This window comes from Rhodococcus sp. T7, from assembly GCF_009872365.1.
Lineage (GTDB): Bacteria > Actinomycetota > Actinomycetes > Mycobacteriales > Mycobacteriaceae > Rhodococcus_F.
Genome location: NZ_WXYH01000335.1, coordinates 26,308 through 47,408, shown reverse-complemented (window position 1 = coordinate 47,408; position 21,101 = coordinate 26,308). Strand labels below are relative to the sequence as shown.

Genomic DNA, 21,101 nt, shown 5'->3' with positions numbered 1-21,101 from the left:
CGGTTTACCTAACGACATAAGGTATAGGAATCGAGGACATCCGCCGTGAGGCGTGAGGTTCTCACGGAGAAAAGGAGTTTCGAATGTCTGTCGAAGACTTCCGCGAACTGTACGAGCGGCACGTCGGATACGTGGTGTCCGGAGACATGAAGTCCGCACTCGCCGACATGGTTCAGGCGAACCTGCCCGCCGTGTTCGACGGTGTCACCGTTCCCCGCGGCGACGTCGACGGGTTCGAGATCAAGGACGTCCGGGCCGACGGCGACCGCCGAATCGGCGAGACGGTGTACACCACCCCTGGCGGCACGATCGGCCTGCGTTCGATCTGGGAGCGTCACGACGGCCGCTGGCTGGCCGCGGCGCTCGAGAACTTCCCCGCCGAAGGAGGGAGTCCGGCATGACGGGAGAACCGTGGGGACCGTCCGCCGACGGCCTCGACCAGCCGTACTGGGACGGGCTCACCCGAGGTGAGCTGCGGCTCCAGCGCTGCGGCAACTGCAAGACCTGGATCTGGGGACCGCAATGGGTCTGCGGATCCTGCCACACCCTCGACCCGAACTGGGAGTCCGTGACGCCCACCGGGACCGTGTACAGCTGGTCGCGCAGCTGGTACCCGTTCATCACCGAACTGGCCGACCGCGTCCCGTACGTGACGGTCCTCGTGGAACTTCCCGAGGCCGGGCATCGCCGGGTGCTCGGAATCCTGACCGGCGACGACACCGACGCCATCCGCATCGGCGACCCGGTTGTCGGTCACATCGAACACGACGAAGGCGCGACCTGGCCGCTGCTGCGCTGGCGTCGATCCACAGAAGGAGCGCAGGCATGAGTGCACTCACCATGCGCGGTGCGGCCGCCGTCGTCGGCGTGTCCGAACTGCACTACCGCCGCGGCGAGGCCCCGGCGGGTGAACTGAGGATGACGCTCGAGGCGATCCTCGCCGCATGCTCGGACGCCGGCGTCTCGCCGCGCGAACTCGACGGATTCGTGTCGTATGCGGGCGGCGGGCACGACGGTGCGGTCATCGGCGGCGCACTGGGCGTCGACGACGTCCGGTGGTCGAACATGATGTGGGGCGGTGGCGGCGGGACGGTCGCTGCCGCGATCAACAATGCCGCCGTCGCGATCGCTGCCGGGCAGGCCGAGTGCGTCGTCGTCTACCGCTCGATGGCACAGGCGGATACCGGGCGGCTCGGATACGCGAAGTACCACTACGGCCCGCACTTCCTCGCGCACGGCGTCGGATCGCCTGCGCAGGTGTGCGCGCTGCGGACGCAGCGCCTGCTCGAGCACGACGGGGTGCCGCGCGAGACCATGCGCGCCCTGGTGCTCGCCGCGTACCGGCACGCCCAGAACAATCCGACCGCGCAGGGCTACGGCAAGCCGCTCGACGAGGCGACGTACGAATCCTCCCGCCTGATCACCGAACCGTTCCACCTGTACGACTGCTCGCGGGAGAGCGACGGCGCCGTCGCGCTGGTGCTGGTCTCCGCCGACCGCGCGAAGTCGCTGCGACCCGATCCCGCATACGTTCTCGCGGGAGCGCAGGGCGCACCGGGCGGCTACTCCTCGATCATCGACAACGACGACCAGTACGCCACAGCGGGTTTCGCGGGCGCTGCCGGACGGCCCGGGGTCGCGGACCGCCTCTGGGCCGCCGCCGGTCTCGGCCCCGACGACGTGGATGTCGTCCAGGTGTACGAGAACTTCAGCGGGCCCGCCGTCGCCGCGCTCATCGACCACGGCCTGGCGCCGTCCGGCCCCGCCGCAGGCGAGGTCCTCACCGTGGACAACCTCACCGCGGGCGTGGGCAAGCTCCCCGTGAACACCAGTGGCGGCAACATCGCCGACTCGTTCGTCAACGGAATGGGGCTCGCCGTCGAAGCGGTGCGGCAGATCCGGGGCACGTCGACCAATCCCGTGGCGCACGCCAAGACGTCGCTGTTCATCGGCGGCCCGATGGCACCGCTCGTCAGTTCGACGCTGTTCGCCCACGAAGACGTGCTGTAGCACCCCGACTCTGTGAGAAGGATCGACATGGACAACATGACCGTGGACCGCGACGCTCTGTTCATCGGTGGCCGGTGGGTCGCCCCACAGGAGGGTGCCGCGGCCGACGTCGTAGAGGCTGCCACGGAGAAGGTGCTCGGGCGTTCGGCGCTCGCTTCGGCGGCCGACATCGACGCCGCCGTCGCCGCCGCACGTGACGCACTCCGCGGACCGTGGGGGAAGCTCGACAACCGCGCTCGTGCAGACCTTCTCGACGTGTTCGCGTCCGCGCTGAAGAAGCGTGGTCGCGACACCGCGACGTTGGTGACGCGCGAGAACGGGATGCCGATCTCACTCTCCGCCGGGGTCAACGGTTTCGGGCCCGCCGCCATGATCCGCTACTACGCCGCGCTCGTCCGCGACGCGGCGTCCGAGGACGTCCGTCCCAGCGCGTTCGGCGGCCGCACGGTGATCCGGCGTGAGCCGGTGGGTGTCGTCGCCGCGATCACGCCCTGGAACTACCCGCAGCCCCTCGCCGCGATGAAGATCGCGCCCGCGCTCGCGGCCGGGTGCACCGTGGTGCTCAAGGCCGCCCCCGAAACCGCGCTCGACGCATTCGCGTTCGCGGACGCCGCCGAGGAGGCGGGTCTGCCTCCCGGCGTCCTGAACATCGTGCCCGCCGGCCGCGAGGCGAGCGCGTACCTCGTGCAGCACCCGGGGGTCGACAAGGTCGCGTTCACCGGTTCGACCGCGGCGGGACGAGCGATCGGCGAGGTGTGCGGCAGGCTGCTGCGCCCCGTCACGCTCGAACTCGGCGGCAAATCGGCTGCGATCGTGGCGGCCGACGCCGACCTGTCCGTCTTCGCCGCGAACCTCGCCGAGGTGTCGCTGGTGAACAACGGCCAGACGTGCCATGCGAGTACCCGGATCCTCGCGCCCCGTGCCCGATACGACGAGGTCGTCGAGGCGGTCACCGAGACGGTCCGGGGTCTCGTCGTCGGGGATCCCCTCGACAAGTCCACCGCGATCGGGCCGCTGGTCAGCGCCGCCCAGCGTGAGCGCGTGCTCGGCTACATCGAGGACGGGCGCAGCGCGGGCTACCGCATCACGACCGGCGGGGGCGTACCGGATTCGCAGCCGCTCGGCTGGTTCGTCGAGCCGACGGTGTTCGTCGACGTGGACAACTCCGCCCGCATCGCCCAGGAGGAGATCTTCGGACCCGTTCTGACGATCACCCCCTACACGGACGAGGACGAGGCCGTGGCGATCGCCAACGACTCCGAATACGGCCTGGGCGGCACGGTCTGGACCGCCGACGAGGAGCACGGCTTCGCGCTGGCCTCGCGGATCCACAGCGGGACCGTCGGCGTCAACCATTACGCCCTCGACCTCGACGCGCCGTTCGGGGGCGTCAAGTCCTCCGGTCTCGGACGCGAACTCGGTCCGGAAGGCCTGAACCCGTATTTCGCGACGAAGTCCGTCTACTTCGGAACACGCTGAGCCGAAGCGCTTTTCATTCACCATCAGAACTGATCGAACGGAGCAGGCGATGACGCTACCGCTGACCGGTGTCCGCGTACTGGACCTCACCGACGGCCTCGGTGAGTCGTGTGGCCGGTACCTCGCCGACCTCGGCGCGCAGGTGACGAAGGTGGAAGGCCCGGGAGGCGCGCGTTCACGCCGCGCCGAGCCCGTGGTGGACGGGGTCAGCATCCCGTTTGCGCTGCGCAACGCGAACAAGCGGGGGATCGTCGTGGACCTCGACGATCCCGCAGGCCGGGACCGGCTCCGGGAACTCGCCGCGGAATCGGACATCGTGGTGGAATCGCATGCGCCCGGCCTGCTGAGTGAGCGCGGGGTGGGCGCGGCCGAACTCTCGGCTCTCGCACCGTCACTGGTGTGCGTGTCGGTCACACCGTTCGGGCAGACCGGGCCCTACCGGGACTGGGCGGCCACGGAGCAGGTGCTGTACGCACTGAGCGGTGTGCTGTCGCGCTCGGGCGCTCCCGGAGCCGAACCCCTGCTTCCTCCCGCCGGTCTGGTGGAGGAGACGGTGGGGATGCATGCCGCCTGGTCGGCGCTGCTCGCCTATTACGACCGCATCCGCACCGGACACGGGCAGGTCGTGGACCTGTCCGCCTTCGAAGCGCTCGTGCACGGCTTCGATCCCGGTTTCGGGACGCAGGGTTCCGCGGCCGCGGGGCGCTCCGACGACTTCCCCCGGAACCGGCCGGACGCGTCGAACTTCTATCCGGTGTTCCCCTGCGCCGACGGCTACGTGCGGATCTGCCTGCTGGCCAAACGGCAGTGGCGGGGAATGTTCGAATGGCTCGGCGAGCCGGAAGAATTCGCCGACCCGAAGTACGACACGATTCCGGCCCGGTTCGCCGCCGCCGACACCCTGCACCCCCTCATCGAGGCGCTGTTCGCGACCCGCACCCGCGACCAACTTGTCGCCGAGGGTGCGGCCAGGGGAGTGCCGGTCGGCGGTGTGCTCTCGCTCGGGGAAGTACTGACCACCGAGCACTTCGACGTGGCCGGTGCCCTCGCGGACATGGAGATCGCCACCGGGGTGCACGCCCGGGTTCCGACGGGATACGTGTCGATCGACGGCGCACGCGTCGGAATCAGGACGCCGGCGCCCGAGGTCGGGGAGCACGACGTCCAGCCCCAGGCGATGCGGCAGGCGCCGGCCGCCGAGGTGTCCGGGACGCGGCAGTCGGGCACCCGCCCCCTCGACGGACTTCGCGTCCTCGACCTGGGCGTGATCGTCTTCGGCGCCGAACTCAGCCGCCAGTTCGCCGATTACGGTGCCGATGTCATCAAGGTCGAGAATGCCAAGTTCCCCGACGGTCTCCGCCAGTCGAAGCGGGGTGCGGCGCTGGCCGCGTCCGTCGCCTGGGGGCACCGCAACAAGCGCAGCCTCGGTCTGGACCTGCGCAGCCCGGATGGCGGGGAGTTGTTCCGCCGCCTCGTCGCCGAGGCCGACGTGGTCCTGGCCAATTTCAAGCCCGGCACCCTCGCGTCGATGGGCCTGTCGTACGACGAACTCGCCGCCCTCAACCCTGGCATCATCGTGTCCGAGAGCAGCGCGTTCGGCAGCACCGGGCCGTGGAACAACCGACTCGGCTACGGCCCGCTGGTGCGTGCCGCGTGCGGTGTGTCCGCCCTGTGGCGGTACCCCGGGAACGAGGACCTGCTCTGTGACGGCTCGACCGTCTATCCCGATCACATCGCGGCGCACGTCACGGCGATCGCGGTGCTCGCCGCCCTGATCCAGCGGACCCGCACGGGTAGGGGCGCGGCGCTGGAGGTGGCGCAGGCCGACACCGCGCTCGTCCAGCTCGGTGCTCAACTCGTCACCGAGTCGCTTCGACCGGGCACGGTCTCCGCGCCCGGCAACTCCGACCCGTTCGCCGCACCTGCCGGGGTGTTCGCCTGTGCGGGTGATGACGAGTGGTGCGTCGTGTCGGTCCGGGACGACGACGACTGGGTGCGACTGTGTTCCGCGATCGGCACGCCCGAACTGGCGGACGTCCCAGCGTTCCGCACCCGGGCCGAGCGGATCCGCAACCGGGTGGACGTCGATGCCGTGCTGGGTGAGTGGCTGCAGACGCGTTCTCCCGCAGCGGCGGTCGCGCAGTTGCAGGCGGCGGGTGTGCCCGCCGGGATGATGCTGCGACTTCCCGAACTGCTCACCGATCCGCACCTGGCGGCCCGCGACGCCTACACGGAAACCCATCACGCGTTGCTCCCGAAGGCGTTGCCCACGGCAGCCCGCGTCGCGCGCTTCTCGGCCATAGCCGATCCGCCGCTGCGCCAGGCCCCGATTGCCGGGCAGCACAGCCGGGAGATCTGCGCGGACCTGCTGAACATGACGACCGCGGAAGTGGATCGCCTCGTGGCCGAGGGGATCCTGCAACCGCCCGCCACGGATTCGTCGCCGATCGGGGTGGCCGCCTCCGCCGCGAGGTAACGCACGAGTTGATTCGACAGCGGCCCGGGTTACCCTGGGCCGCTGTCGAATCGCGTCCATGTCAAGGGTGTTCCGGCGAGGTCGGAAGATCCGAAGGTAAAGCGTGGACAAAACTAATGGCTGTTGGTTAACGTGGCACCCGTCACAATCATTCTCGAACTCTTCGAGACCGCACGACACGGAGTGTGTGCATGACAACCAGCTCATCAACCGCCGCAGACGGCGCCACGACGGCGTCCGGTTCCAGGTCCGCCGGCGACTCGAAACGCGCCAGCCGCGCCGCCTTCGTCGGAACTCTGCTCGAATACTACGATTTCAGCCTCTACGCCTCCGCCGCGTCGGTGGTATTCGGGAGCGTCTTCTTCTCCGGTGCGAGCCCCTTCCTGGCCACGCTGCAAGCGGTCGGGACGTTCGCAGTCGGCTTCCTCGTGCGGCCGATCGGCGGTGTCGTCCTCGGCAGCCTCGGCGACCGCATCGGACGGAAGAAGATCCTCGTCTTCACCCTCGTGATGATGGGGGCCGCGACGATGCTCGTGGGTCTGCTGCCCGGCTACTCGCAGATCGGCTGGCTGGCCCCGGCCCTCCTCGTCCTCCTCCGGATCCTCCAGGGAATCGGCGCCAGCGCCGAATACGGCGGCGCCACCCTGGTCGCGGTGGAGTTCGCGCCGCAGCGCCGACGGGGACTTCTCGGATCGCTGCCCGGGGCGGGAGCGTCCATCGGCGGCGTTCTCGGCACCAGCGCCCTGCTGATCGTCTCGGCCGCGCTTCCCGAGGAAGCCTTCATGTCCTGGGGGTGGCGCCTGCCGTTCCTGCTCAGCGGACTGATTCTCCTGTACGGCCTGTCGCTGCGGGCCCGGTTGCCCGAGACTCCGGCGTTCCGCCACATCGAGGAATCGAACGACAAGACCACGTCCCCGGTTCTCGACGTCATCCGCCGGCAACCACGCGCGATCCTGTCCGTACTCGTGATGGTGTTCGGGCAGGCCGGTCTCGGCTATTTCTATCTCGTCTTCATGCTGACCTACGGCCGCAACCAGCTGGGCATGGGGCAGACGGACATCCTGATCGGCCTGGTTCTCGCGCAATTAAGTTGTGCGGCATTCATTCCCCTGTTCGGGATGCTGTCGGACCGGGTCGGCCGACGGCCGGTCATCATCTCCGGCTTCGTGTTCTCCGCGCTGCTCGCCTTCCCGGCGTTCTGGCTCGTCGGGCACGGTGGCGGGACCGCCGCGTTCTGGTTGGTCCTGGTCCTCGGGAACGGGGTCGGTGTCGCTGCGATCTTCGGCCCGATGGGGGCGTACGTCACCGAACTGTTCGAGACCCGGCACGCCTTCAGCGGTCTGGGGCTCGGCCGTGAACTCGGGAACGCTCTCGGCGCCGCGCTCGTGCCGGTCCTCGCCGTGCAACTCGCGTTCAACGACGGCGGCAGCACCGCGGCACTGAGCATCCTGCTGGTGGCGATCTCGGTGGCGGGCATCGCCGCCGCATGGGTCTCGGTGTCGCGAACACAGCGCGCGCGGGACGGTGCGGAGCGGGCCGCGTCGTCGTCCGAGGCCGCCGTCTAGCGGAGGTCGTGGTTCAGGGCAGCGGCGCCACGGGATGGCAGGCGGGAGCGACGGCCGTCGCCGGATCGAGGAGGTTGCGCACGATCCGGAGCGTGATGTCGTCGTACACCATGGTTCCGTGATTGGTCAGATCCTCGGGGCAGAAGTCCTGAACCACGACGTTGGACACGTTCGGCCCGGGCGGCAGTTGCGACTCGCTCAACTGCACGACGAGGTCGTGCCGCGAACTGACGGTCGCATACTCGACTCCCGGGCGGGTCATGCCGCCCTCCCCGGTCTCCGTGACGAACGCGGAACCCGCCGTCCCGTCGTCGACCGCCGGAATCACATCTCCGACGGCGTCTTTCGCCTGGGAATGCGCGGCGAGAAAATTCAGCATTCCATAGGCGCTGATGCCGTTCGTGGCGGGAGCGACCCCGATCATCGTGCCGATCTTCGACTCCCCACCGAGGTGGTTGATGTAGTACAGCGGCACGAGTCCGCCCTGGGAGTGCCCGACGAGATCGACCCGGTCGGCGCCGGTGGCGGCGAGGACCGTCTCGACGAAATCGCCGACCTCCCGGGCGGACACCCGCATGTCACCGGTCTGATGGAACGGGCCGGTGTCCGGGCCGCCGTAGTCGAGGCCGAAGACGCAGTAACCGTCGGCTTTCAGCTGGGGTGAGTACATCGCCCAGTTGGCGTAGCTGTTCTCGAATGTTCCGTTGACGAGGACGACGGGCCGCGGATGCGCGGCGTCCGGCCTGCACGAGAAATCGTTCATGCCCTGCGGGATCGCGTCGGGGTGCTCGATGGAATAGGCCCACGCGGCAGGCCACCCCGTTTGTGGCGGCCCGACGGAGGCCTCGTCGGGGGCAGCGTCGGCCACCGCCGGAGTGCCCAGGACTGCCAGGACTCCGAGAACTGCCACCGTGCGTGCGCGTGTACCCATCGCGTCCGACTCCTCCACCGCAGAGCGATCTTTTTACCTAACTAGTGTAGGTGCAGCTCGGCGTGCGTGGGTGGGAGCGGCACAAGAAAAAGGGGTGCGGCGAATATTTCTTCGCCGCACCCCTTCTTACCGGAATCGTTCAGGCCTTCATCAGGTCTCGATGGATGATTTCCTTCATGATCTCGTTGGTGCCGCCGTAGATCCGCTGGATCCGGGCGTCGATGTACGCCTTGGCGACGGGATACTCCATCATGTAACCGTAGCCGCCGTGGAACTGCACTCCGGCATCGATGACGCGGCCCTGCAGTTCCGTGGCCCAGAGCTTCGCCTTCGCCGCATCCACGGCGGTGAGGGTGCCCGCATTGTGCTCACGCACGCACCGGTCGATGTACGCGCGGGACACCTCGACGGCCGTCTGCAGTTCGGCGAGGGTGAACCCGAGGCCCTGAAATTCCCCGACCCGCTTGCCGAAGGCCGTCCGCTCCTTGACGTAGTCGAGGGTCCAGCCGAGGACCGCCTCGGCGGACACCTGCGCGGCGATACCGATGCCGAGTCGTTCGAGGGGGAGGCTCTGCATCAGATACGCGAACCCCGAACCGATCTCACCGAGCAGATTCTCCTTGGGGACGCGGACGTCCTCGAAGAACAATTCGGCGGTGTCCTGGGCGTGCAGACCGAGCTTGTCGAGTTTGCGGCCCCGGGCGAATCCCGGCGTCCCGTCCTCGACGACGAAGAGGCTGAAGCCGCGCGAGCCGGCCGAGGGATCGGTCTTCGCGAACACGATCACGAGGTCGGCGAGGATTCCGCTGGTGATGAACGTCTTGGACCCGTTGATCACCCAGCTGTCGCCGTCCAGGACCGCCGTGGTCTGGATGGCGCGCAGGTCGCTGCCCGCGGCAGGCTCGCTCATCGCGATCGCGCCGATGGTCTCGCCGGTGACGAACCCGGGCAGCCAGCGCCGGCGCTGCTCGTCGTCGGCGTGACGGAGCAGGTAGTTCAGGACGATGTCGTCGTTCGTGGAGAACCCGGACTGCAGGGCCGACGCGCCGACCCGGGCAATCTCCTGCTGGATCACGAAGCGGAAGCGGTAGTCCAGTTCGCCGGGCCCGCCGTACTCCTCGGGGACCGACAGTCCGAGCAGACCCTGGCGACCGGCTGCCAGCCAGGTCTCGCGATCGATCAGGCGATCCGCATCCCATTTCTCGAGTTGGGGCACCACGTGCTTGTCGACGAATCCCCGCACGGATTCGCGGAACAACTCGTGGTCCCGGTCGAACAGATCGCTCTGCATCTCTTCCTCCTGATGCGGGACGCCCATGGGCGCCCCGCACATCATGTTGTCAGTTCGTTGCCAGTAGTTTCTGCGTCTCACGCCGGAACACCTGGTTGGCGACCTCGTTCTGGCCCAATACCATCCGGCCGGCGTTGGCGCTGGTCATGCCGTGCTGCGAGTCCCGCAGGAGGGGGAAGTCCTCCGCGTGGAGAACGGCGAGGAGAATCTCCCAGTTCTTGGTCCACAGGCGGTTCCACCGCTCCTCGGTCATCTCGGTCTCCGCGACCGGCGGCACGATCAAGCGCATCTCCATGCGGCAGCGCTGCGGATCGGTGGGGTGCGGCCGGAAGGTGAGGAGCTGGAAGTGATCCGGCTGCCGCAGCAAGGTGCTGTTGGGGAGTAGGAAATGGGTTTCGGTGATGTCCTTGGCCAGGCTCCGGTCGCCGGGATCCTCTTCGATCCACCGGTCGATCGACTTGCGCGGCGCGATGAAACGGCAGTGCCTGCCGAAGTCCTCGAACGCCATCACGTTGGTGTGGATGTGCTTGGCCGCGGTGTTCGGGTGGGCGTATTGGATGTGGTATCCGTCGAGGAAGGCGTCCTGCATGATCTTCCAGTTCACGGGCTCGTCGAATCCCTCGGACTGGAAGGCGATCTTGGAACCGAGGTCGTAGCCGGCGACGATCGTATCCATCTCTTCGCCGAGCCAGCCCGCCACGTCGATCTCGGCGTTCGCGTCGTCGACGACCCAGATGAAACCGTGACGTTCCTCGGTCGGCAATTCCACGAGCCCCATGTTCGTGGTGTCGGTCTCGCCGAACGTGTTGTCGCGGGTAATCGTCCGGAGGCTGCCGTCCGTGTCGTACGACCACCGGTGGTACGGGCAGGAGAAGAGCCGGCACCGGCCCTTCTCCTCCTTTTCGAGGAGGGCGCCGCGGTGCCGGCAGAGGTTGACGAACGTCTTGACGCCGCCGTCGCGCTGACGGACCACGATGATGTTGTTCCGCGGCATCTGAAGGGTGAAGAAGTCGCCGGCGCGGGGGATCTCGGAGCCGTGCGCGACGATCGAGGGGACACGTCCGAAGATGAGGTCGCGTTCCCGCTTGGCCACGGCCGGATCGGTGAACTCCTCCGGCTGGAACCAGGTGATGTGCTCGAATTCGTCCGTCGTGTCGTTGCGCAGGTGATCCAGGGCGCGGCGAATGCGTTCCTCGCGGGGGGCTCCGACCTCGGTCATTGCGTTTCCTCCAGTGTCGTGCGGAGTCGATGGGCCGGCGTTGTCGCCGCTACCCCTCACCGGCTCCGAATGCGGTGTGGATCGACGCATTAAATCTAACTCACATAGATTTATGTGTAAACCCTCGCAGGTCGGGCCGTTGCGGGTGTTATCAATGAGCATTAGGTTTAGGTGACACCGTCCGATGAGGAGTGATACGGATGATTTCCTGTCAGTGGTGCGAGGAACTCGCAGACGACGACCGCGACGAAGTTCTCGCCCTGGTGGGCGCGGCCGCGGAATACGACGACGAAGCGGGGTTCTCGCGCATCGAACCGCGTGATGTCACGGCACGTTCGCGGCCGGGGGTGCGGGTATCGCATCTTGCCGTCAAGGCGCGCCGCGGTCTGAGCGCTGTCGACGACGTTCCGCTCGTCGTGGTGGCGTACCTCAACATCGCCGTGGACGACGACGGTCTCGGGACCGTCCAATTCGTCGTGCACCCCGACTATCGATCGCGGGGAATCGCGACCCTGCTCGTCGAGGAACTGGGCCTCGACGTGGACCGGCCGGAGGGCTGGATGGGTACCGGTGCGCGCGCGCTGCGCGTCTGGGCCTTCGGCACGCATCCCGCCGCCGAGCGCCTGACTCGACGGTTCGGGATCTCGTCGGTGAGCCGGCTGTGGACCCTGTTCCGCAGCCTGACCGGGCCGTTCGCGGTTCCGCTCGATCCGGTACAGCTCCCGGTAGGGTCCGTTCTGGAGACGCCGCGCGGGCTGGACGCCGTGGAGTCGGTGAAGGCTCTCGACGACGTGCTGGGCCGTTCGGGAATTCGGGCCGCTCAGCTCGAGAAACTGTCGGAGAGCCGTGCCCACGGAACCGGGTCCGTCGTTATCGCGTCCGGCGACGCCGGCCGGCCCCAGGGGTTCGTCTGGCTGGACGCGTCGCTGCACACGCACCTCGAACTGCGGGCGTCGTGGATCCGTGCGCTGGTGCTCGAGAAGGAGGCGCGGGGCGGCGGCCTGGGTGCGGCTCTGCTCGTGCGGGCGCTCGAGGTGCTGCGCGACGCGGGGGCCCAGATCGCCTTGATGAGAATCGATCCCGACGACGACGGTGCGGTCCGGCTCTGCCGGTTGCTGTCGTTCGAGCAGGAGGATGCGCACACGTGCTACCAGGTCGGTGAGTGGCACGAGGCTCCCGGCTACCTCTGAGGCATGAGACGTAGAACGATATTTGTTCCACTGTTGACGAGCAGCGAAAGCCGCGCTACTGTCCTGTGACACGGCTCACAAGAAGTGTCCGTTTCGAGGGCGTCCAGCCGACGGCCCTCGAACCCAAGACTCACATCCAGTGCTCACCTCGCGCGCACGCCGCGCGACATTCCGGCGCACATCACCGACATCTCAGACTCGGTTGAACGAGAGGACACGTCATGGCACGACTCGAGGGGAAGGTCGCGTTCGTCACCGGTGCGGCTCGCGGACAGGGACGTTCGCACGCGGTGCGACTGGCGGAGGAGGGCGCCTCCATCATCGCGATGGACATCTGCGAGCAGATCGACACCGTGTTCTATCCGATGGCGACCACGGATGACCTCGCCGAGACCGAACGCCTGGTCAAGGAGGCCGGCGGTTCCATCGTCACGTCGGTGGGCGACGTCCGGAACCGCGCCGACGTCCAGCGCGCGTACGACGCCGGGATCGAACAGTTCGGGCACGTCGACATCGTCCTGCCCAACGCCGGCATCATGCCCGTCATCGGACCCGGTGATCAGCCGCAGGCGTGGCACGACGCCATCGACGTGATGCTCACCGGCGTGTGGCACGTACTCGAGGTGACGGTGCCCGGGCTGATCGAGCGGGGCGAGGGCGGGTCGATCGTCATCACCAGTTCCGCCGCGGGCCTCACCAGCATCGGACTCAACACGTTCCCCGGCCAGGCCGGCTACTCCGCGGCCAAGCACGGCGTCGTCGGTCTCATGCGCCTGTACTCGAAGCAGCTTGCCAAGCACAGCATTCGGGTCAACACCGTGCATCCCACCGGGGTGAACACCCCGATGGTGGCCAACGCCGAATACGGCGAGTTCGTGAACTCGCACCCCGAGGTCGCGAACGACGAATCGTACAAGAATCCGATGCCGGTCGAGCTGATCGAGGCCGTCGACATCAGCAACGCCATCGTGTTCCTCGCCTCCGACGAGGCGCGGTACGTCACGGGCGTGACCCTGCCGGTCGATGCCGGCTACAACAACCGCTGAGCGAAGGGAATTTTCGACCATGACGACAACAGAGTCGGCGGCCGCAGCGCCTCCGAAGATCGCCGATCGCGAGCAGGTGTTCGTGGGCGGCCGGTGGGTGGAGTCGACGGGAGACGAGTGGATCGACCTCGTCGACCCGTTCACCGAGAAGAAGGCGGCGCGAATCCGCAGCGCCACAACCGAAGACGTCGCGCGCGCCGTGCAGGCGGCCCGCACGTCGTTCGATTCCGGTGAGTGGGCGTCGCGCACGATGGCCGAACGCGCCGACGTCCTCGACGAGATCGCCTTGCGACTCGAGAGCCGCGTGGAGGAGTTGACCCCGCTCGGCGTGATCGAGGTCGGCATCCCCGTCGCGGTCAGCGGCCCGACGCAGCAGATGACCGCCGGGTTGTTCCGCGCCGTGGCGGCCGTGGCCCGCGACTACTCCACCCGCGACGACCGGACCCGGGCCGACGGCGGGGTCTCGCGAATCCTGAAGGAGCCGACCGGGGTCGTCGCCGCCATCATCCCCTGGAACGGGCCCATCGGGACGATCGCCTTCAAGGTGGCCCCCGCTCTCGCCGCAGGGTGCTCGGTGATCCTCAAGACGGCACCGGAAGCCCCGCTGTCGCCGTCCGTGTTCGCCGACGTCATCGGGGAACTGACGGCCGAAGGCAAGATTCCGGACGGCGTCGTGAGCGTTCTCTGCGCCGACCGGGAGGTGTCCGAAACCCTCGTCACCAACCCCGACGTCGACCACATCACGTTCACCGGAAGCACTCTCGCCGGGCGGCGCATCATGTCGCTCGCCGGTGAGCGCATCGCCCGGGTGTCGCTCGAACTCGGTGGCAAGTCGGCGGCGATCATCCTCGACGACGCCGACCTGGGGCACGTCATGCAGTCGCTCCCGATGGGTGGCTGCATGCAGAGCGGCCAGGCGTGCATCGCGCTGACGCGGGTGCTCGTGTCACGCAAGCGCCACGACGAGGTGGTCGAGGCGCTCAAGGGTGCGCTGGGCTTCCTCACCATGGGAAACCCGTGGGAGCAGACGACCTTCCTCGGCCCGCTCGCCATGGAGCGGCAGCGTGACCGGGTCGAGAGTTACATCGCCTCGGCCAAGGAGGAGGGCGCGACCATCGTGCTCGGCGGTGGCCGTCCCACCGGCGTCGAGCACGGCTTCTTCGTCGAACCGACCCTGATCGACGGCGTGCGCAACGACATGCGCGTCGCGCAGGAGGAGATCTTCGGTCCCGTCGTCTCCGTCATCACCTACGAGGACGAGGACGAGGCGATCGCCATCGCCAACGACTCGATCTACGGACTGTCCGGCGCGGTGTACACCGCCGACCTCGAGCACGGTTTCGAGGTGGCGCAGCGCATCCGGACCGGAACGGTCAGCGTGAACGCCACCATCATCGACTTCACCGTGCCTTTCGGCGGCTACAAGCAGTCCGGTGTCGGACGCGAAGGCGGCGTCGAGGGCCTCGAGGAGTTCTTCGAGACCAAGACGGTGCACCTGCCCGCCACCGGGTAACAGGTCGCCGGCATCGAGATGACGAAGGGCCCCTGGAACATTTAGTTCCAGGGGCCCTTCGGCTCTTCGGGCGCCGGCGTGTCAGGCGGAGCGTTCCTCCGCTGCGTTCCCGGCGGCCGCGTCGTTTCGCATCACTCCGTACAGGAAGCTGCGGATCATTTCCTCGAACAACCGCTTCGACGAGAGTTCGTTGGCGGCAAGCGCTTCGGCGAGGAGCGGCTGAGACTCCGGATCTACGTTCGGGAAGATCGTCGCGCGAGTGCTCGGCTTGCGCATCGCCTCCGTCAGGACCGCGCCGATCGACAACGTCTCCATCCCGTCCAGGATCTGGACGTGGAGATGCGTCGGCACACCGGAGTCCAGCAGGAACCGAGCCGTGTCCTCGTACGTGCCGATCAGGAGGTCCCGCGGCAGATACTGCAGGAGGATCGGCGCCGCGTTCCGGTGCCGCAGGATGGCCTGGCGGAAATTCATGCTCAACGCCACGAAGAACTCGGGCCAGTCGGGGCCGGGCTTGCGGCGGGGACGGACGACGGACGCGCCGGCGATGTGCCGTGCCACCGCGGACAGGATCTCGCTCTTGTCCGCGAAGTGGTGGTACAGCGACGGCGCCTGCACTCCGAGGTGCTTGGCCAGTCGCGGCAGACTGAAAGCCTCGAGTCCTTGGGAATCGATGATCTCGATGGACGCCTGCACCGCAGCCGCGCGGCTGATCAGGGGCTTCGATGGTCGGGGCATGTCAGGCTTTCCGGTCAGGGTGTTCGCTCGGGTGGTTGTCAGTCATGGTGAGGTGAATCGTAGTCGGTCGTGGTCACCTCATGGGTGTAGGCGACGTCGCTGTCGAGGAAGTCGAGCAGGCCGCCGCTGAGCAGGTCGTTGTCGTCGCCGCTGACCATGTGGCCGGCACCTCCGACATCGATGTGGCGGGCCGACGGGATCAGTTCCAGCAGGTCACGGGCACCGTCAGCGCTGACGACGTCGGACTGGGCGCCCCGGATGAGGAGGGTCGGGACGCGCACCGCCCGCGCCGCGGCACGGGCCCGCGCTTCCCGGACCGCGGCGTGGTCGTCGGTGTTCTCGCGGTACGTGATCATCCGCGGATCCCAGTGCCAGTACCAGCGCCCGTCGCGGAGGCGAAGGTTCTTGCGGAGTCCCTCGACGCGCGGGGGACGACGGCGGTGCGGGTTGTAGGCGACGACGGCGTCGAGTGCGTCGTCGAGGGTGTCGAAACCGGCGAGGCCGCTCTCCATGAACGACGTGATCTTGGCGAGGCCGCCGGGTTCGGCGCGGGGGGTGATGTCCACCAGGACCAGTGCACGGCCGATGCCGTGGTCGCCCTGCGCGAGCAACGACGCCATTCCGCCCATGGACGCGCCCACCAGCACCGGTGGCTCGTCGAGTCCGGCGGCGACGGCCGCGAGGTCGCGCGCGTGGGCATTGCTGCCGTAGTCGCCGTCCTCGGCCCACTCGCTCTCGCCGTGACCGCGAGCGTCGATCGCGAGTGCGCACCAGCCGTTGTCGGCGAGGCGAATTCCGGTGCGCTGCCACGAATGGCGGGTCTGCCCACCGCCGTGCAGCAGCAGGACGATCCCCTTCCTCGCGGACGCCGGCTCCCACCGGTCCGCGACGAGTGTGACTCCGTCGCCGCGCAGTTCGGTGCGAATCGTGGTGATCGGCATGGTCGTTGTCGCCTTTCGTCGGTCAGTGACCGGAGGTTCCGCCGTCGACGGCGAGCGTCGAACCGGTGATGTAGCCCGAGGCCCGGCTGGCGAGGAAGACCACCGCCGCGTCGAGTTCGCGCTGGGTGGCGGTCCGTCCGAGTGAACAGTCGTGGAGGAAGGCCGCGAGTGTCTCCGCCGACATCTCGCCGATCATGTCGGTGTCGACGAATCCCGGTGCGATCGCATTGACCCGGATGCCCTTTCGCCCCGACCACTGGTTCGACAGATCCCTGGTCAAGCCGATGAGCCCCGCCTTGCTCGACGAGTACGCGGCCTGCGGAAGCACGGACTTCACCAGGCCGAGCATGCTGGTGATGTTGACGATGCTGGAACCGGGACCCATCACGCGGGCACAGGCCTGTGCGGCCCAGTAGGCCCCGAAGAGGTTCACGTCGAGCACCGCCCGGTAGTCCTCGGGCCGCTCGCGGGTGGCGGGTGCGGCGTGGGTGACCCCGGCGTTGTTCACCAGGATGTCGAGCTTGCCGAACCGGTCGATCGCCGCCTGTGCGAGCGCGTCGCACTGTTGCGGATCGGTCACGTCGGTGGGGACCACCAGGCAGTCGCGACCGCGTTCGGTGACCGAGCGGGCGACCGCGTCGAGTCGGTCGCGCCGTCGTGCGGCGATCACGACATCCGCGCCTGCCTCGGCGAGCGCGCACGCGAAACCGGCGCCGAGGCCGCTGCCCGCGCCGGTGACGACGGCCACGGAGTCGGTCAGGCGGAACAGGTCGAGCACCGATTCGGTTGCCTGCGGGTTCATGAGCGAGGTCTCCCATCCAAAATTCTAATGAACATAGGTTTATCGCAGGTGTCGCCGCGGGGCAACATCTCCAGCGTGCGTCTTGCGTGACTTTAATCTAATGGCATAAGATTTACGAGCAAGTGGAGTCGAGTGGAACGAGACGGGTACATGATCAGCACCGCGAACCAGGAACGGCTGCAGATGCAGGTGGCCGGCAAGGAAACGCTTGCCGACGGCGTCGTGCGACTCACGCTGGTCGACGAATCCGGAGCCGCGGCCCCGGCCTGGACGCCGGGTTCGCACATCGATCTGGTCCTCGACGACACGACCACCCGCCAGTACTCGCTGTGCGGGGATCCCGGCGACACGACGTCGCTGACCGTTGCCGTGCTCCGTGAGGCCGACGGCCGAGGCGGTTCGATCCGCGTCCACGACAAGCTCGAATCCGGCGACCTCGTCACCGTCGGCGGTCCCCGGAACCACTTCGCACTCGTCGACGCCGACTCTTATCTGTTCGTGGCGGGCGGGATCGGCATCACGCCCCTCCTCCCCATGGCGCGGGAAGTGGACTCGAAGGGCACGCCGTGGCGCCTGCTCTACGGCGGGCGGACCCGCGCAAGCATGGCGTTCGCCGATGAACTCGCGGCGGCACACCCGGATCGGGTGCTCCTCCGCCCGCAGGACGAGCACGGACACCTCGATCTCGCCACGGCCCTCGACGAGGCCGAGCCCGGAACCGTCGTGTACTGCTGCGGGCCGGAACCGCTGTTGCAGGCCATCGAATCGGCCTGCCGGGAACGTCCGCACGTCACCCTGCACGTCGAGCGCTTCGCGCCGAAGGTGCTGCCCGAAGGCGACGACGGCGCGTTCGAGGTCGAACTCGGCCGGTCGGGGCGGACGGTGCAGGTCGCTGCGGACGAGACGCTTCTCGACGCCGTTCTCCGGGAGGGCGTCGACGCGGACTTCTCCTGCCGGGAAGGTACCTGCGGAACGTGCGAGGTCGCGGTGCTCGGCGGCACTCCCGATCACCGGGACTCCGTTCTCAGCGAGGACGAGCAGGCGGAGAACGACGCCATGATGATCTGCGTGTCCCGGAGTTGCACACCCAAGCTGATCCTGGACCTCTGACGGATGGTGACGACGGGCGCGGAGTCGGCCATGGTCGCGGTCCCGGCTCGGCGGGTCGCGACACGCGATCGGCTGCTGGGGACGCTCGTCCTGGTGCTCCTCGGTTCGGTGCTGTGCGCCGTCACCGCAGATCTGGCGTCCGAGCGGGCGTTCGTGATCGCGTTCTGGGTGGGCGGAGCGGCGGCGGGATCCGCCGGGTTGGCAATAGCTCGAGCGGAACGCATTTCGAGAAAACGCGCCGATCGGGGTGTCCGATTCGGTGCCGTATCAGTTAATCTATAGATTATAGGTTTGGAGCGGCGGCGCGAGGCGTCTGCCGTGACATCGATGTCGCCCGGCGGCGACGGCGGAAGGTTGAGTGGAGATGGCTGCGACAATCGGGTCGGCATTGCACTGGTGGGCGGCGACGAAGGGCGACCAGCGGGCGATCGTCGTCGACGACGACGCGCTCACGTACCGGGAACTGCAGGACTGGTCGAGCCGCGTGGCTCGCCGGGTCGTCGAGGCCGGGATCGAGCCGGGTGACCGAGTCGGCGTCCTCGGCCCGAACTCGCTCGAGTGGCCGGCCGTCGCGCTCGGAGTCCTCAAGGCGGGCGCGGTCCTCGTACCGCTGAACCCCCGGCTCAAGCCCGCGGAACTCCGCAAGGTCGTCGACGACGCGGGAGCCCGGCTGGTGCTGGCGCCCGCCGAATTCGGCGACGCGGTCGAGAAGACCCGCGCCCTGGGCGCGACGTTCGATTCGCTGCCCTTCGGCGAATTCGCGGCGCTGCGCAGTGGCGGTGTGGACGACTTCCGGATCGACGTCGGACCCGAAGATCCGACGGCGCTGTTGTTCACCAGCGGGTCGACCGGACTCTCCAAGGGCGTGATCTGCACCAATCGCACCCTGCTCAACATCGTCTTCGAGGCGTCGCTGACCGAAGAGGGGCTGCGGCCCGGGGCGACGACGCTACTGGTACTGCCGCTCGTCTTCACCCCCGGCCTCGTGTGGGGTCTGCTCATGACCACCGTGCTCGGCGGCACCATCATCATCGAACGCGAATTGAAGCCGGGACGCGCCGCGGCACTGCTGAGCGAACACAAGGTCCAGGCCCTGTTCGGTGTCCCGTTGATCTTCGAGGCCATCTCCCGTGCCCCGGAATTCGACAACGCGGATCTCGGTTCCCTGCGCACGGCGATCGTCGGCGGCGCCGCCGTCGCGCCCGCCCTGCTGCAGCGGTGGGCGGACAAGGGGGTCGCGCTCCGGCAGATCTACGGAATGACCGAGGCCGGGGGAGTCGCCACCGCCACGCTGGTGAGCGAGGCGTTCGACCACCCCGGGACATGCGGAAACGGCTCCATCTTCACCGAGATGAAAGTTGTCCGCCCGGACGGGACCGAGGCCGACCCCGGCGAGGAAGGCGAAATCCTCCTCAGCGGGCCCGGCGTCACGCCCGGCTACTGGAACGACGAGGAATCCACCGCGGCCGCGCTGCGCGACGGCTGGCTGCACAGCGGCGATCTGGGAACCCGCGACGCCGAAGGGCGCCTGCAGTTCGTCGACCGCCTCAAGGACCTCATCATCACCGGAGGAATCAACATCTCTCCGGTGGAACTCGAACGCGTGATCGGTGAGATCGAGGGAGTCGAGGAAGTGGCGGTGATCGCCGCGAAGGACCCACGCTTCGGTGAGACCCCCGCCGCGATCGTGACGGTGACCGGCGACGTCGACGAGGTCGCCATCGTCGAGCACTGCGACCGGCTCGTCGCGGACTACAAGGTGCCCCGGTACGTCGTGATCCGCAACGAACCCCTGCCGCGTCTGCCCAGCGGAAAGCTGTCGAAGACCGCGATCAGATCCGAGTACCGCGACGTATCCGAACGGTTCTCGAAGGTGCGCTGACACACCGCGGCACGGACCACACACGACGAAAAGAGAACAGTTCATGACGAGTATCGCCACCGAGAGCGTCGTCCAGCTCGAGCGGGACGGTGAGATCGCGATCGTGCGACTGAATCGCCCGGATCGCCTCAACGCCTTCACCCTCGAGGTGCGGGACCGCATCATCGAGGTCTTCGATGAGTGCGATGCGGACGACACCATCCGCGCGATCGTCCTCACCGGAACCGGCCGCGCCTTCTGTGCCGGGGCCGATCTCGCGAAGGGCGGCGACACGTTCGTCACCGAGGACGACCCGGACAGCGGCGAGGCGCCACCCGATTCGGGCGGTCAGGCGTCCCTGCGGATCTACCGGTCGACGAAGCCGGTGATCGCCGCCATCAACGGTCCCGCAGCGGGGGTCGGTGTGACGATGACACTGCCCGCCGACGTCCGGATCGCCTCCGACACAGCCAAGTTCGGTTTCGTGTTCACCCGTCGCGGGCTGGTGCCCGAGGCCTGTTCCACCTGGTTCCTGCCCCGGATCGTCGGGATCTCGACCGCCGTCGAGTGGACCGTGGGCGGGAAGATGGTGTCGGCGGCGGAGGCGCTCGAACGCGGCCTCGTCCGCGAGGTCGTCCCCGCCGACGATGTGCTGCCGCGAGCGATCGAGGTGGCGCGCGAACTGGCGGCGGGCACCTCGCCGGTCTCCGTCGCGCTGACCCGGCAGTTGATGTGGAGGATGCTCGGCGCCGACAGCCCGGAGGTCGCGCACCGGGCCGAGTCGATCGCCATCCACGTCCGCGGAACGTCGGCGGACGTCCGCGAAGGGGTCGCGGCGTTCCTCGACAAGCGGCAGCCCGACTTCCCCCAGTCGGTGTCCGACGGCCTGCCCGACGTCTTCCGCTGAACCCAGTTACACGGGAATTGGT

General features: G+C 68.0%; 19 protein-coding genes. 13 read left to right on the top strand and 6 right to left on the bottom strand.

The genetic code is table 11. The features are described from left to right. The first annotated feature begins 83 nt into the window (after window positions 1–83). From MLGJGCBP_RS30605 to MLGJGCBP_RS30580, 6 genes are all read left to right on the top strand, one after another. Window positions 84–401: a hypothetical protein gene (locus MLGJGCBP_RS30605; protein WP_087559252.1), complete on the top strand. Its 318-nt coding sequence runs from the start codon at window positions 84–86 to the stop codon at window positions 399–401. Continuing rightward, window positions 398–829, top strand: coding sequence for a Zn-ribbon domain-containing OB-fold protein (locus MLGJGCBP_RS30600; RefSeq protein WP_160100351.1), 432 nt, complete (start codon window positions 398–400; stop codon window positions 827–829). Before MLGJGCBP_RS30605 ends, MLGJGCBP_RS30600 begins: the two co-directional genes overlap by 4 nt. Then, the gene (locus MLGJGCBP_RS30595) at window positions 826–2,010 is read left to right on the top strand and encodes a thiolase C-terminal domain-containing protein (RefSeq protein WP_160100349.1); all 1,185 of its coding nucleotides are present in this window, start codon (window positions 826–828) and stop codon (window positions 2,008–2,010) included. The genes MLGJGCBP_RS30600 and MLGJGCBP_RS30595 overlap by 4 nt, the downstream gene beginning before the upstream one ends. Before the next feature lie 27 nt (window positions 2,011–2,037). Further along, window positions 2,038–3,489 (top strand): aldehyde dehydrogenase, encoded by a 1,452-nt coding sequence (locus MLGJGCBP_RS30590; protein WP_160100347.1) that lies wholly within the window; start codon window positions 2,038–2,040, stop codon window positions 3,487–3,489. Window positions 3,490–3,538: 49 nt separating this feature from the next. Beyond that, the gene (locus MLGJGCBP_RS30585; protein ID WP_160100345.1) at window positions 3,539–5,965 is read left to right on the top strand and encodes a CaiB/BaiF CoA transferase family protein; all 2,427 of its coding nucleotides are present in this window, start codon (window positions 3,539–3,541) and stop codon (window positions 5,963–5,965) included. A gap of 191 nt (window positions 5,966–6,156) precedes the next feature. Beyond that, window positions 6,157–7,530 carry an MFS transporter gene (locus tag MLGJGCBP_RS30580; RefSeq protein WP_160100343.1) on the top strand — a complete coding sequence of 458 codons (1,374 nt, stop codon included), beginning with the start codon at window positions 6,157–6,159 and terminating at the stop codon, window positions 7,528–7,530. A 13-nt stretch (window positions 7,531–7,543) separates the two neighbouring features. Here the strand turns inward: MLGJGCBP_RS30580 and MLGJGCBP_RS30575 are convergent, their stop codons facing one another. The 3 genes from MLGJGCBP_RS30575 to MLGJGCBP_RS30565 all read right to left on the bottom strand — a co-directional run bounded on the left by MLGJGCBP_RS30575 (window position 7,544) and on the right by MLGJGCBP_RS30565 (window position 10,971). Next, a complete protein-coding gene (locus MLGJGCBP_RS30575) occupies window positions 7,544–8,461 on the bottom strand; it encodes an esterase/lipase family protein (protein WP_160100341.1) in 918 nt (305 codons plus the stop codon). Window positions 8,462–8,600: 139 nt separating this feature from the next. Continuing rightward, on the bottom strand, window positions 8,601–9,752 hold the full coding sequence (locus MLGJGCBP_RS30570; protein WP_160100339.1) for an acyl-CoA dehydrogenase family protein: 1,152 nt from the start codon (window positions 9,750–9,752) through the stop codon (window positions 8,601–8,603). A gap of 49 nt (window positions 9,753–9,801) precedes the next feature. After that, window positions 9,802–10,971, bottom strand: coding sequence for an aromatic ring-hydroxylating oxygenase subunit alpha (locus tag MLGJGCBP_RS30565; protein WP_160100337.1), 1,170 nt, complete (start codon window positions 10,969–10,971; stop codon window positions 9,802–9,804). 200 nt (window positions 10,972–11,171) lie between these two features. Between MLGJGCBP_RS30565 and MLGJGCBP_RS30560 the strand changes: the two genes are divergently transcribed. The 3 genes from MLGJGCBP_RS30560 (at window position 11,172) to MLGJGCBP_RS30550 (ending at window position 14,720) form a co-directional block, all read left to right on the top strand. Then, on the top strand, window positions 11,172–12,161 hold the full coding sequence (locus tag MLGJGCBP_RS30560) for a GNAT family N-acetyltransferase (protein WP_160100335.1): 990 nt from the start codon (window positions 11,172–11,174) through the stop codon (window positions 12,159–12,161). A 221-nt stretch (window positions 12,162–12,382) separates the two neighbouring features. After that, window positions 12,383–13,207 carry a mycofactocin-coupled SDR family oxidoreductase gene (locus MLGJGCBP_RS30555; protein ID WP_160100333.1) on the top strand — a complete coding sequence of 275 codons (825 nt, stop codon included), beginning with the start codon at window positions 12,383–12,385 and terminating at the stop codon, window positions 13,205–13,207. A 19-nt stretch (window positions 13,208–13,226) separates the two neighbouring features. Then, entirely contained in the window at window positions 13,227–14,720 is a 1,494-nt protein-coding gene (locus tag MLGJGCBP_RS30550; RefSeq protein ID WP_160100331.1) for an aldehyde dehydrogenase, read from the top strand. An 81-nt stretch (window positions 14,721–14,801) separates the two neighbouring features. Here the strand turns inward: MLGJGCBP_RS30550 and MLGJGCBP_RS30545 are convergent, their stop codons facing one another. Genes MLGJGCBP_RS30545 through MLGJGCBP_RS30535 form a run of 3 tightly spaced genes read right to left on the bottom strand, consistent with a single transcriptional unit; the run spans window position 14,802 to window position 17,201 of the window. Continuing rightward, window positions 14,802–15,458 (bottom strand): TetR family transcriptional regulator, encoded by a 657-nt coding sequence (locus MLGJGCBP_RS30545; RefSeq protein WP_160100329.1) that lies wholly within the window; start codon window positions 15,456–15,458, stop codon window positions 14,802–14,804. 38 nt (window positions 15,459–15,496) lie between these two features. Further along, window positions 15,497–16,399, bottom strand: coding sequence for an alpha/beta fold hydrolase (locus tag MLGJGCBP_RS30540; protein ID WP_160100327.1), 903 nt, complete (start codon window positions 16,397–16,399; stop codon window positions 15,497–15,499). A 22-nt stretch (window positions 16,400–16,421) separates the two neighbouring features. Then, window positions 16,422–17,201 carry an SDR family NAD(P)-dependent oxidoreductase gene (locus MLGJGCBP_RS30535; protein WP_087559240.1) on the bottom strand — a complete coding sequence of 260 codons (780 nt, stop codon included), beginning with the start codon at window positions 17,199–17,201 and terminating at the stop codon, window positions 16,422–16,424. A gap of 150 nt (window positions 17,202–17,351) precedes the next feature. Between MLGJGCBP_RS30535 and MLGJGCBP_RS30530 the strand changes: the two genes are divergently transcribed. The 4 genes from MLGJGCBP_RS30530 to MLGJGCBP_RS30515 all read left to right on the top strand — a co-directional run bounded on the left by MLGJGCBP_RS30530 (window position 17,352) and on the right by MLGJGCBP_RS30515 (window position 21,079). Next, window positions 17,352–18,311, top strand: a complete 960-nt coding sequence (locus tag MLGJGCBP_RS30530; RefSeq protein ID WP_160100325.1) for a PDR/VanB family oxidoreductase — start codon at window positions 17,352–17,354, stop codon at window positions 18,309–18,311. Between the two features lie 30 nt (window positions 18,312–18,341). Then, the gene (locus MLGJGCBP_RS50715; protein WP_201453239.1) at window positions 18,342–18,593 is read left to right on the top strand and encodes a hypothetical protein; all 252 of its coding nucleotides are present in this window, start codon (window positions 18,342–18,344) and stop codon (window positions 18,591–18,593) included. Between the two features lie 82 nt (window positions 18,594–18,675). Then, window positions 18,676–20,193, top strand: a complete 1,518-nt coding sequence (locus MLGJGCBP_RS30520) for a class I adenylate-forming enzyme family protein (RefSeq protein WP_160100323.1) — start codon at window positions 18,676–18,678, stop codon at window positions 20,191–20,193. A 43-nt stretch (window positions 20,194–20,236) separates the two neighbouring features. Further along, a complete protein-coding gene (locus MLGJGCBP_RS30515) occupies window positions 20,237–21,079 on the top strand; it encodes an enoyl-CoA hydratase-related protein (protein WP_160100321.1) in 843 nt (280 codons plus the stop codon). Window positions 21,080–21,101: the final 22 nt, after the last annotated feature.

Coding starts and splice junctions, on each gene's coding strand:
- MLGJGCBP_RS30605 (WP_087559252.1), top strand. CDS start 84: ATGTCTGTCGAAGACTTCCGCGAACTGTACGAGCGGCACGTCGGATAC.
- MLGJGCBP_RS30600 (WP_160100351.1), top strand. CDS start 398: ATGACGGGAGAACCGTGGGGACCGTCCGCCGACGGCCTCGACCAGCCG.
- MLGJGCBP_RS30595 (WP_160100349.1), top strand. CDS start 826: ATGAGTGCACTCACCATGCGCGGTGCGGCCGCCGTCGTCGGCGTGTCC.
- MLGJGCBP_RS30590 (WP_160100347.1), top strand. CDS start 2,038: ATGGACAACATGACCGTGGACCGCGACGCTCTGTTCATCGGTGGCCGG.
- MLGJGCBP_RS30585 (WP_160100345.1), top strand. CDS start 3,539: ATGACGCTACCGCTGACCGGTGTCCGCGTACTGGACCTCACCGACGGC.
- MLGJGCBP_RS30580 (WP_160100343.1), top strand. CDS start 6,157: ATGACAACCAGCTCATCAACCGCCGCAGACGGCGCCACGACGGCGTCC.
- MLGJGCBP_RS30575 (WP_160100341.1), bottom strand. CDS start 8,461: ATGGGTACACGCGCACGCACGGTGGCAGTTCTCGGAGTCCTGGCAGTC.
- MLGJGCBP_RS30570 (WP_160100339.1), bottom strand. CDS start 9,752: ATGCAGAGCGATCTGTTCGACCGGGACCACGAGTTGTTCCGCGAATCC.
- MLGJGCBP_RS30565 (WP_160100337.1), bottom strand. CDS start 10,971: ATGACCGAGGTCGGAGCCCCCCGCGAGGAACGCATTCGCCGCGCCCTG.
- MLGJGCBP_RS30560 (WP_160100335.1), top strand. CDS start 11,172: ATGATTTCCTGTCAGTGGTGCGAGGAACTCGCAGACGACGACCGCGAC.
- MLGJGCBP_RS30555 (WP_160100333.1), top strand. CDS start 12,383: ATGGCACGACTCGAGGGGAAGGTCGCGTTCGTCACCGGTGCGGCTCGC.
- MLGJGCBP_RS30550 (WP_160100331.1), top strand. CDS start 13,227: ATGACGACAACAGAGTCGGCGGCCGCAGCGCCTCCGAAGATCGCCGAT.
- MLGJGCBP_RS30545 (WP_160100329.1), bottom strand. CDS start 15,458: ATGCCCCGACCATCGAAGCCCCTGATCAGCCGCGCGGCTGCGGTGCAG.
- MLGJGCBP_RS30540 (WP_160100327.1), bottom strand. CDS start 16,399: ATGCCGATCACCACGATTCGCACCGAACTGCGCGGCGACGGAGTCACA.
- MLGJGCBP_RS30535 (WP_087559240.1), bottom strand. CDS start 17,201: ATGAACCCGCAGGCAACCGAATCGGTGCTCGACCTGTTCCGCCTGACC.
- MLGJGCBP_RS30530 (WP_160100325.1), top strand. CDS start 17,352: ATGATCAGCACCGCGAACCAGGAACGGCTGCAGATGCAGGTGGCCGGC.
- MLGJGCBP_RS50715 (WP_201453239.1), top strand. CDS start 18,342: ATGGTCGCGGTCCCGGCTCGGCGGGTCGCGACACGCGATCGGCTGCTG.
- MLGJGCBP_RS30520 (WP_160100323.1), top strand. CDS start 18,676: ATGGCTGCGACAATCGGGTCGGCATTGCACTGGTGGGCGGCGACGAAG.
- MLGJGCBP_RS30515 (WP_160100321.1), top strand. CDS start 20,237: ATGACGAGTATCGCCACCGAGAGCGTCGTCCAGCTCGAGCGGGACGGT.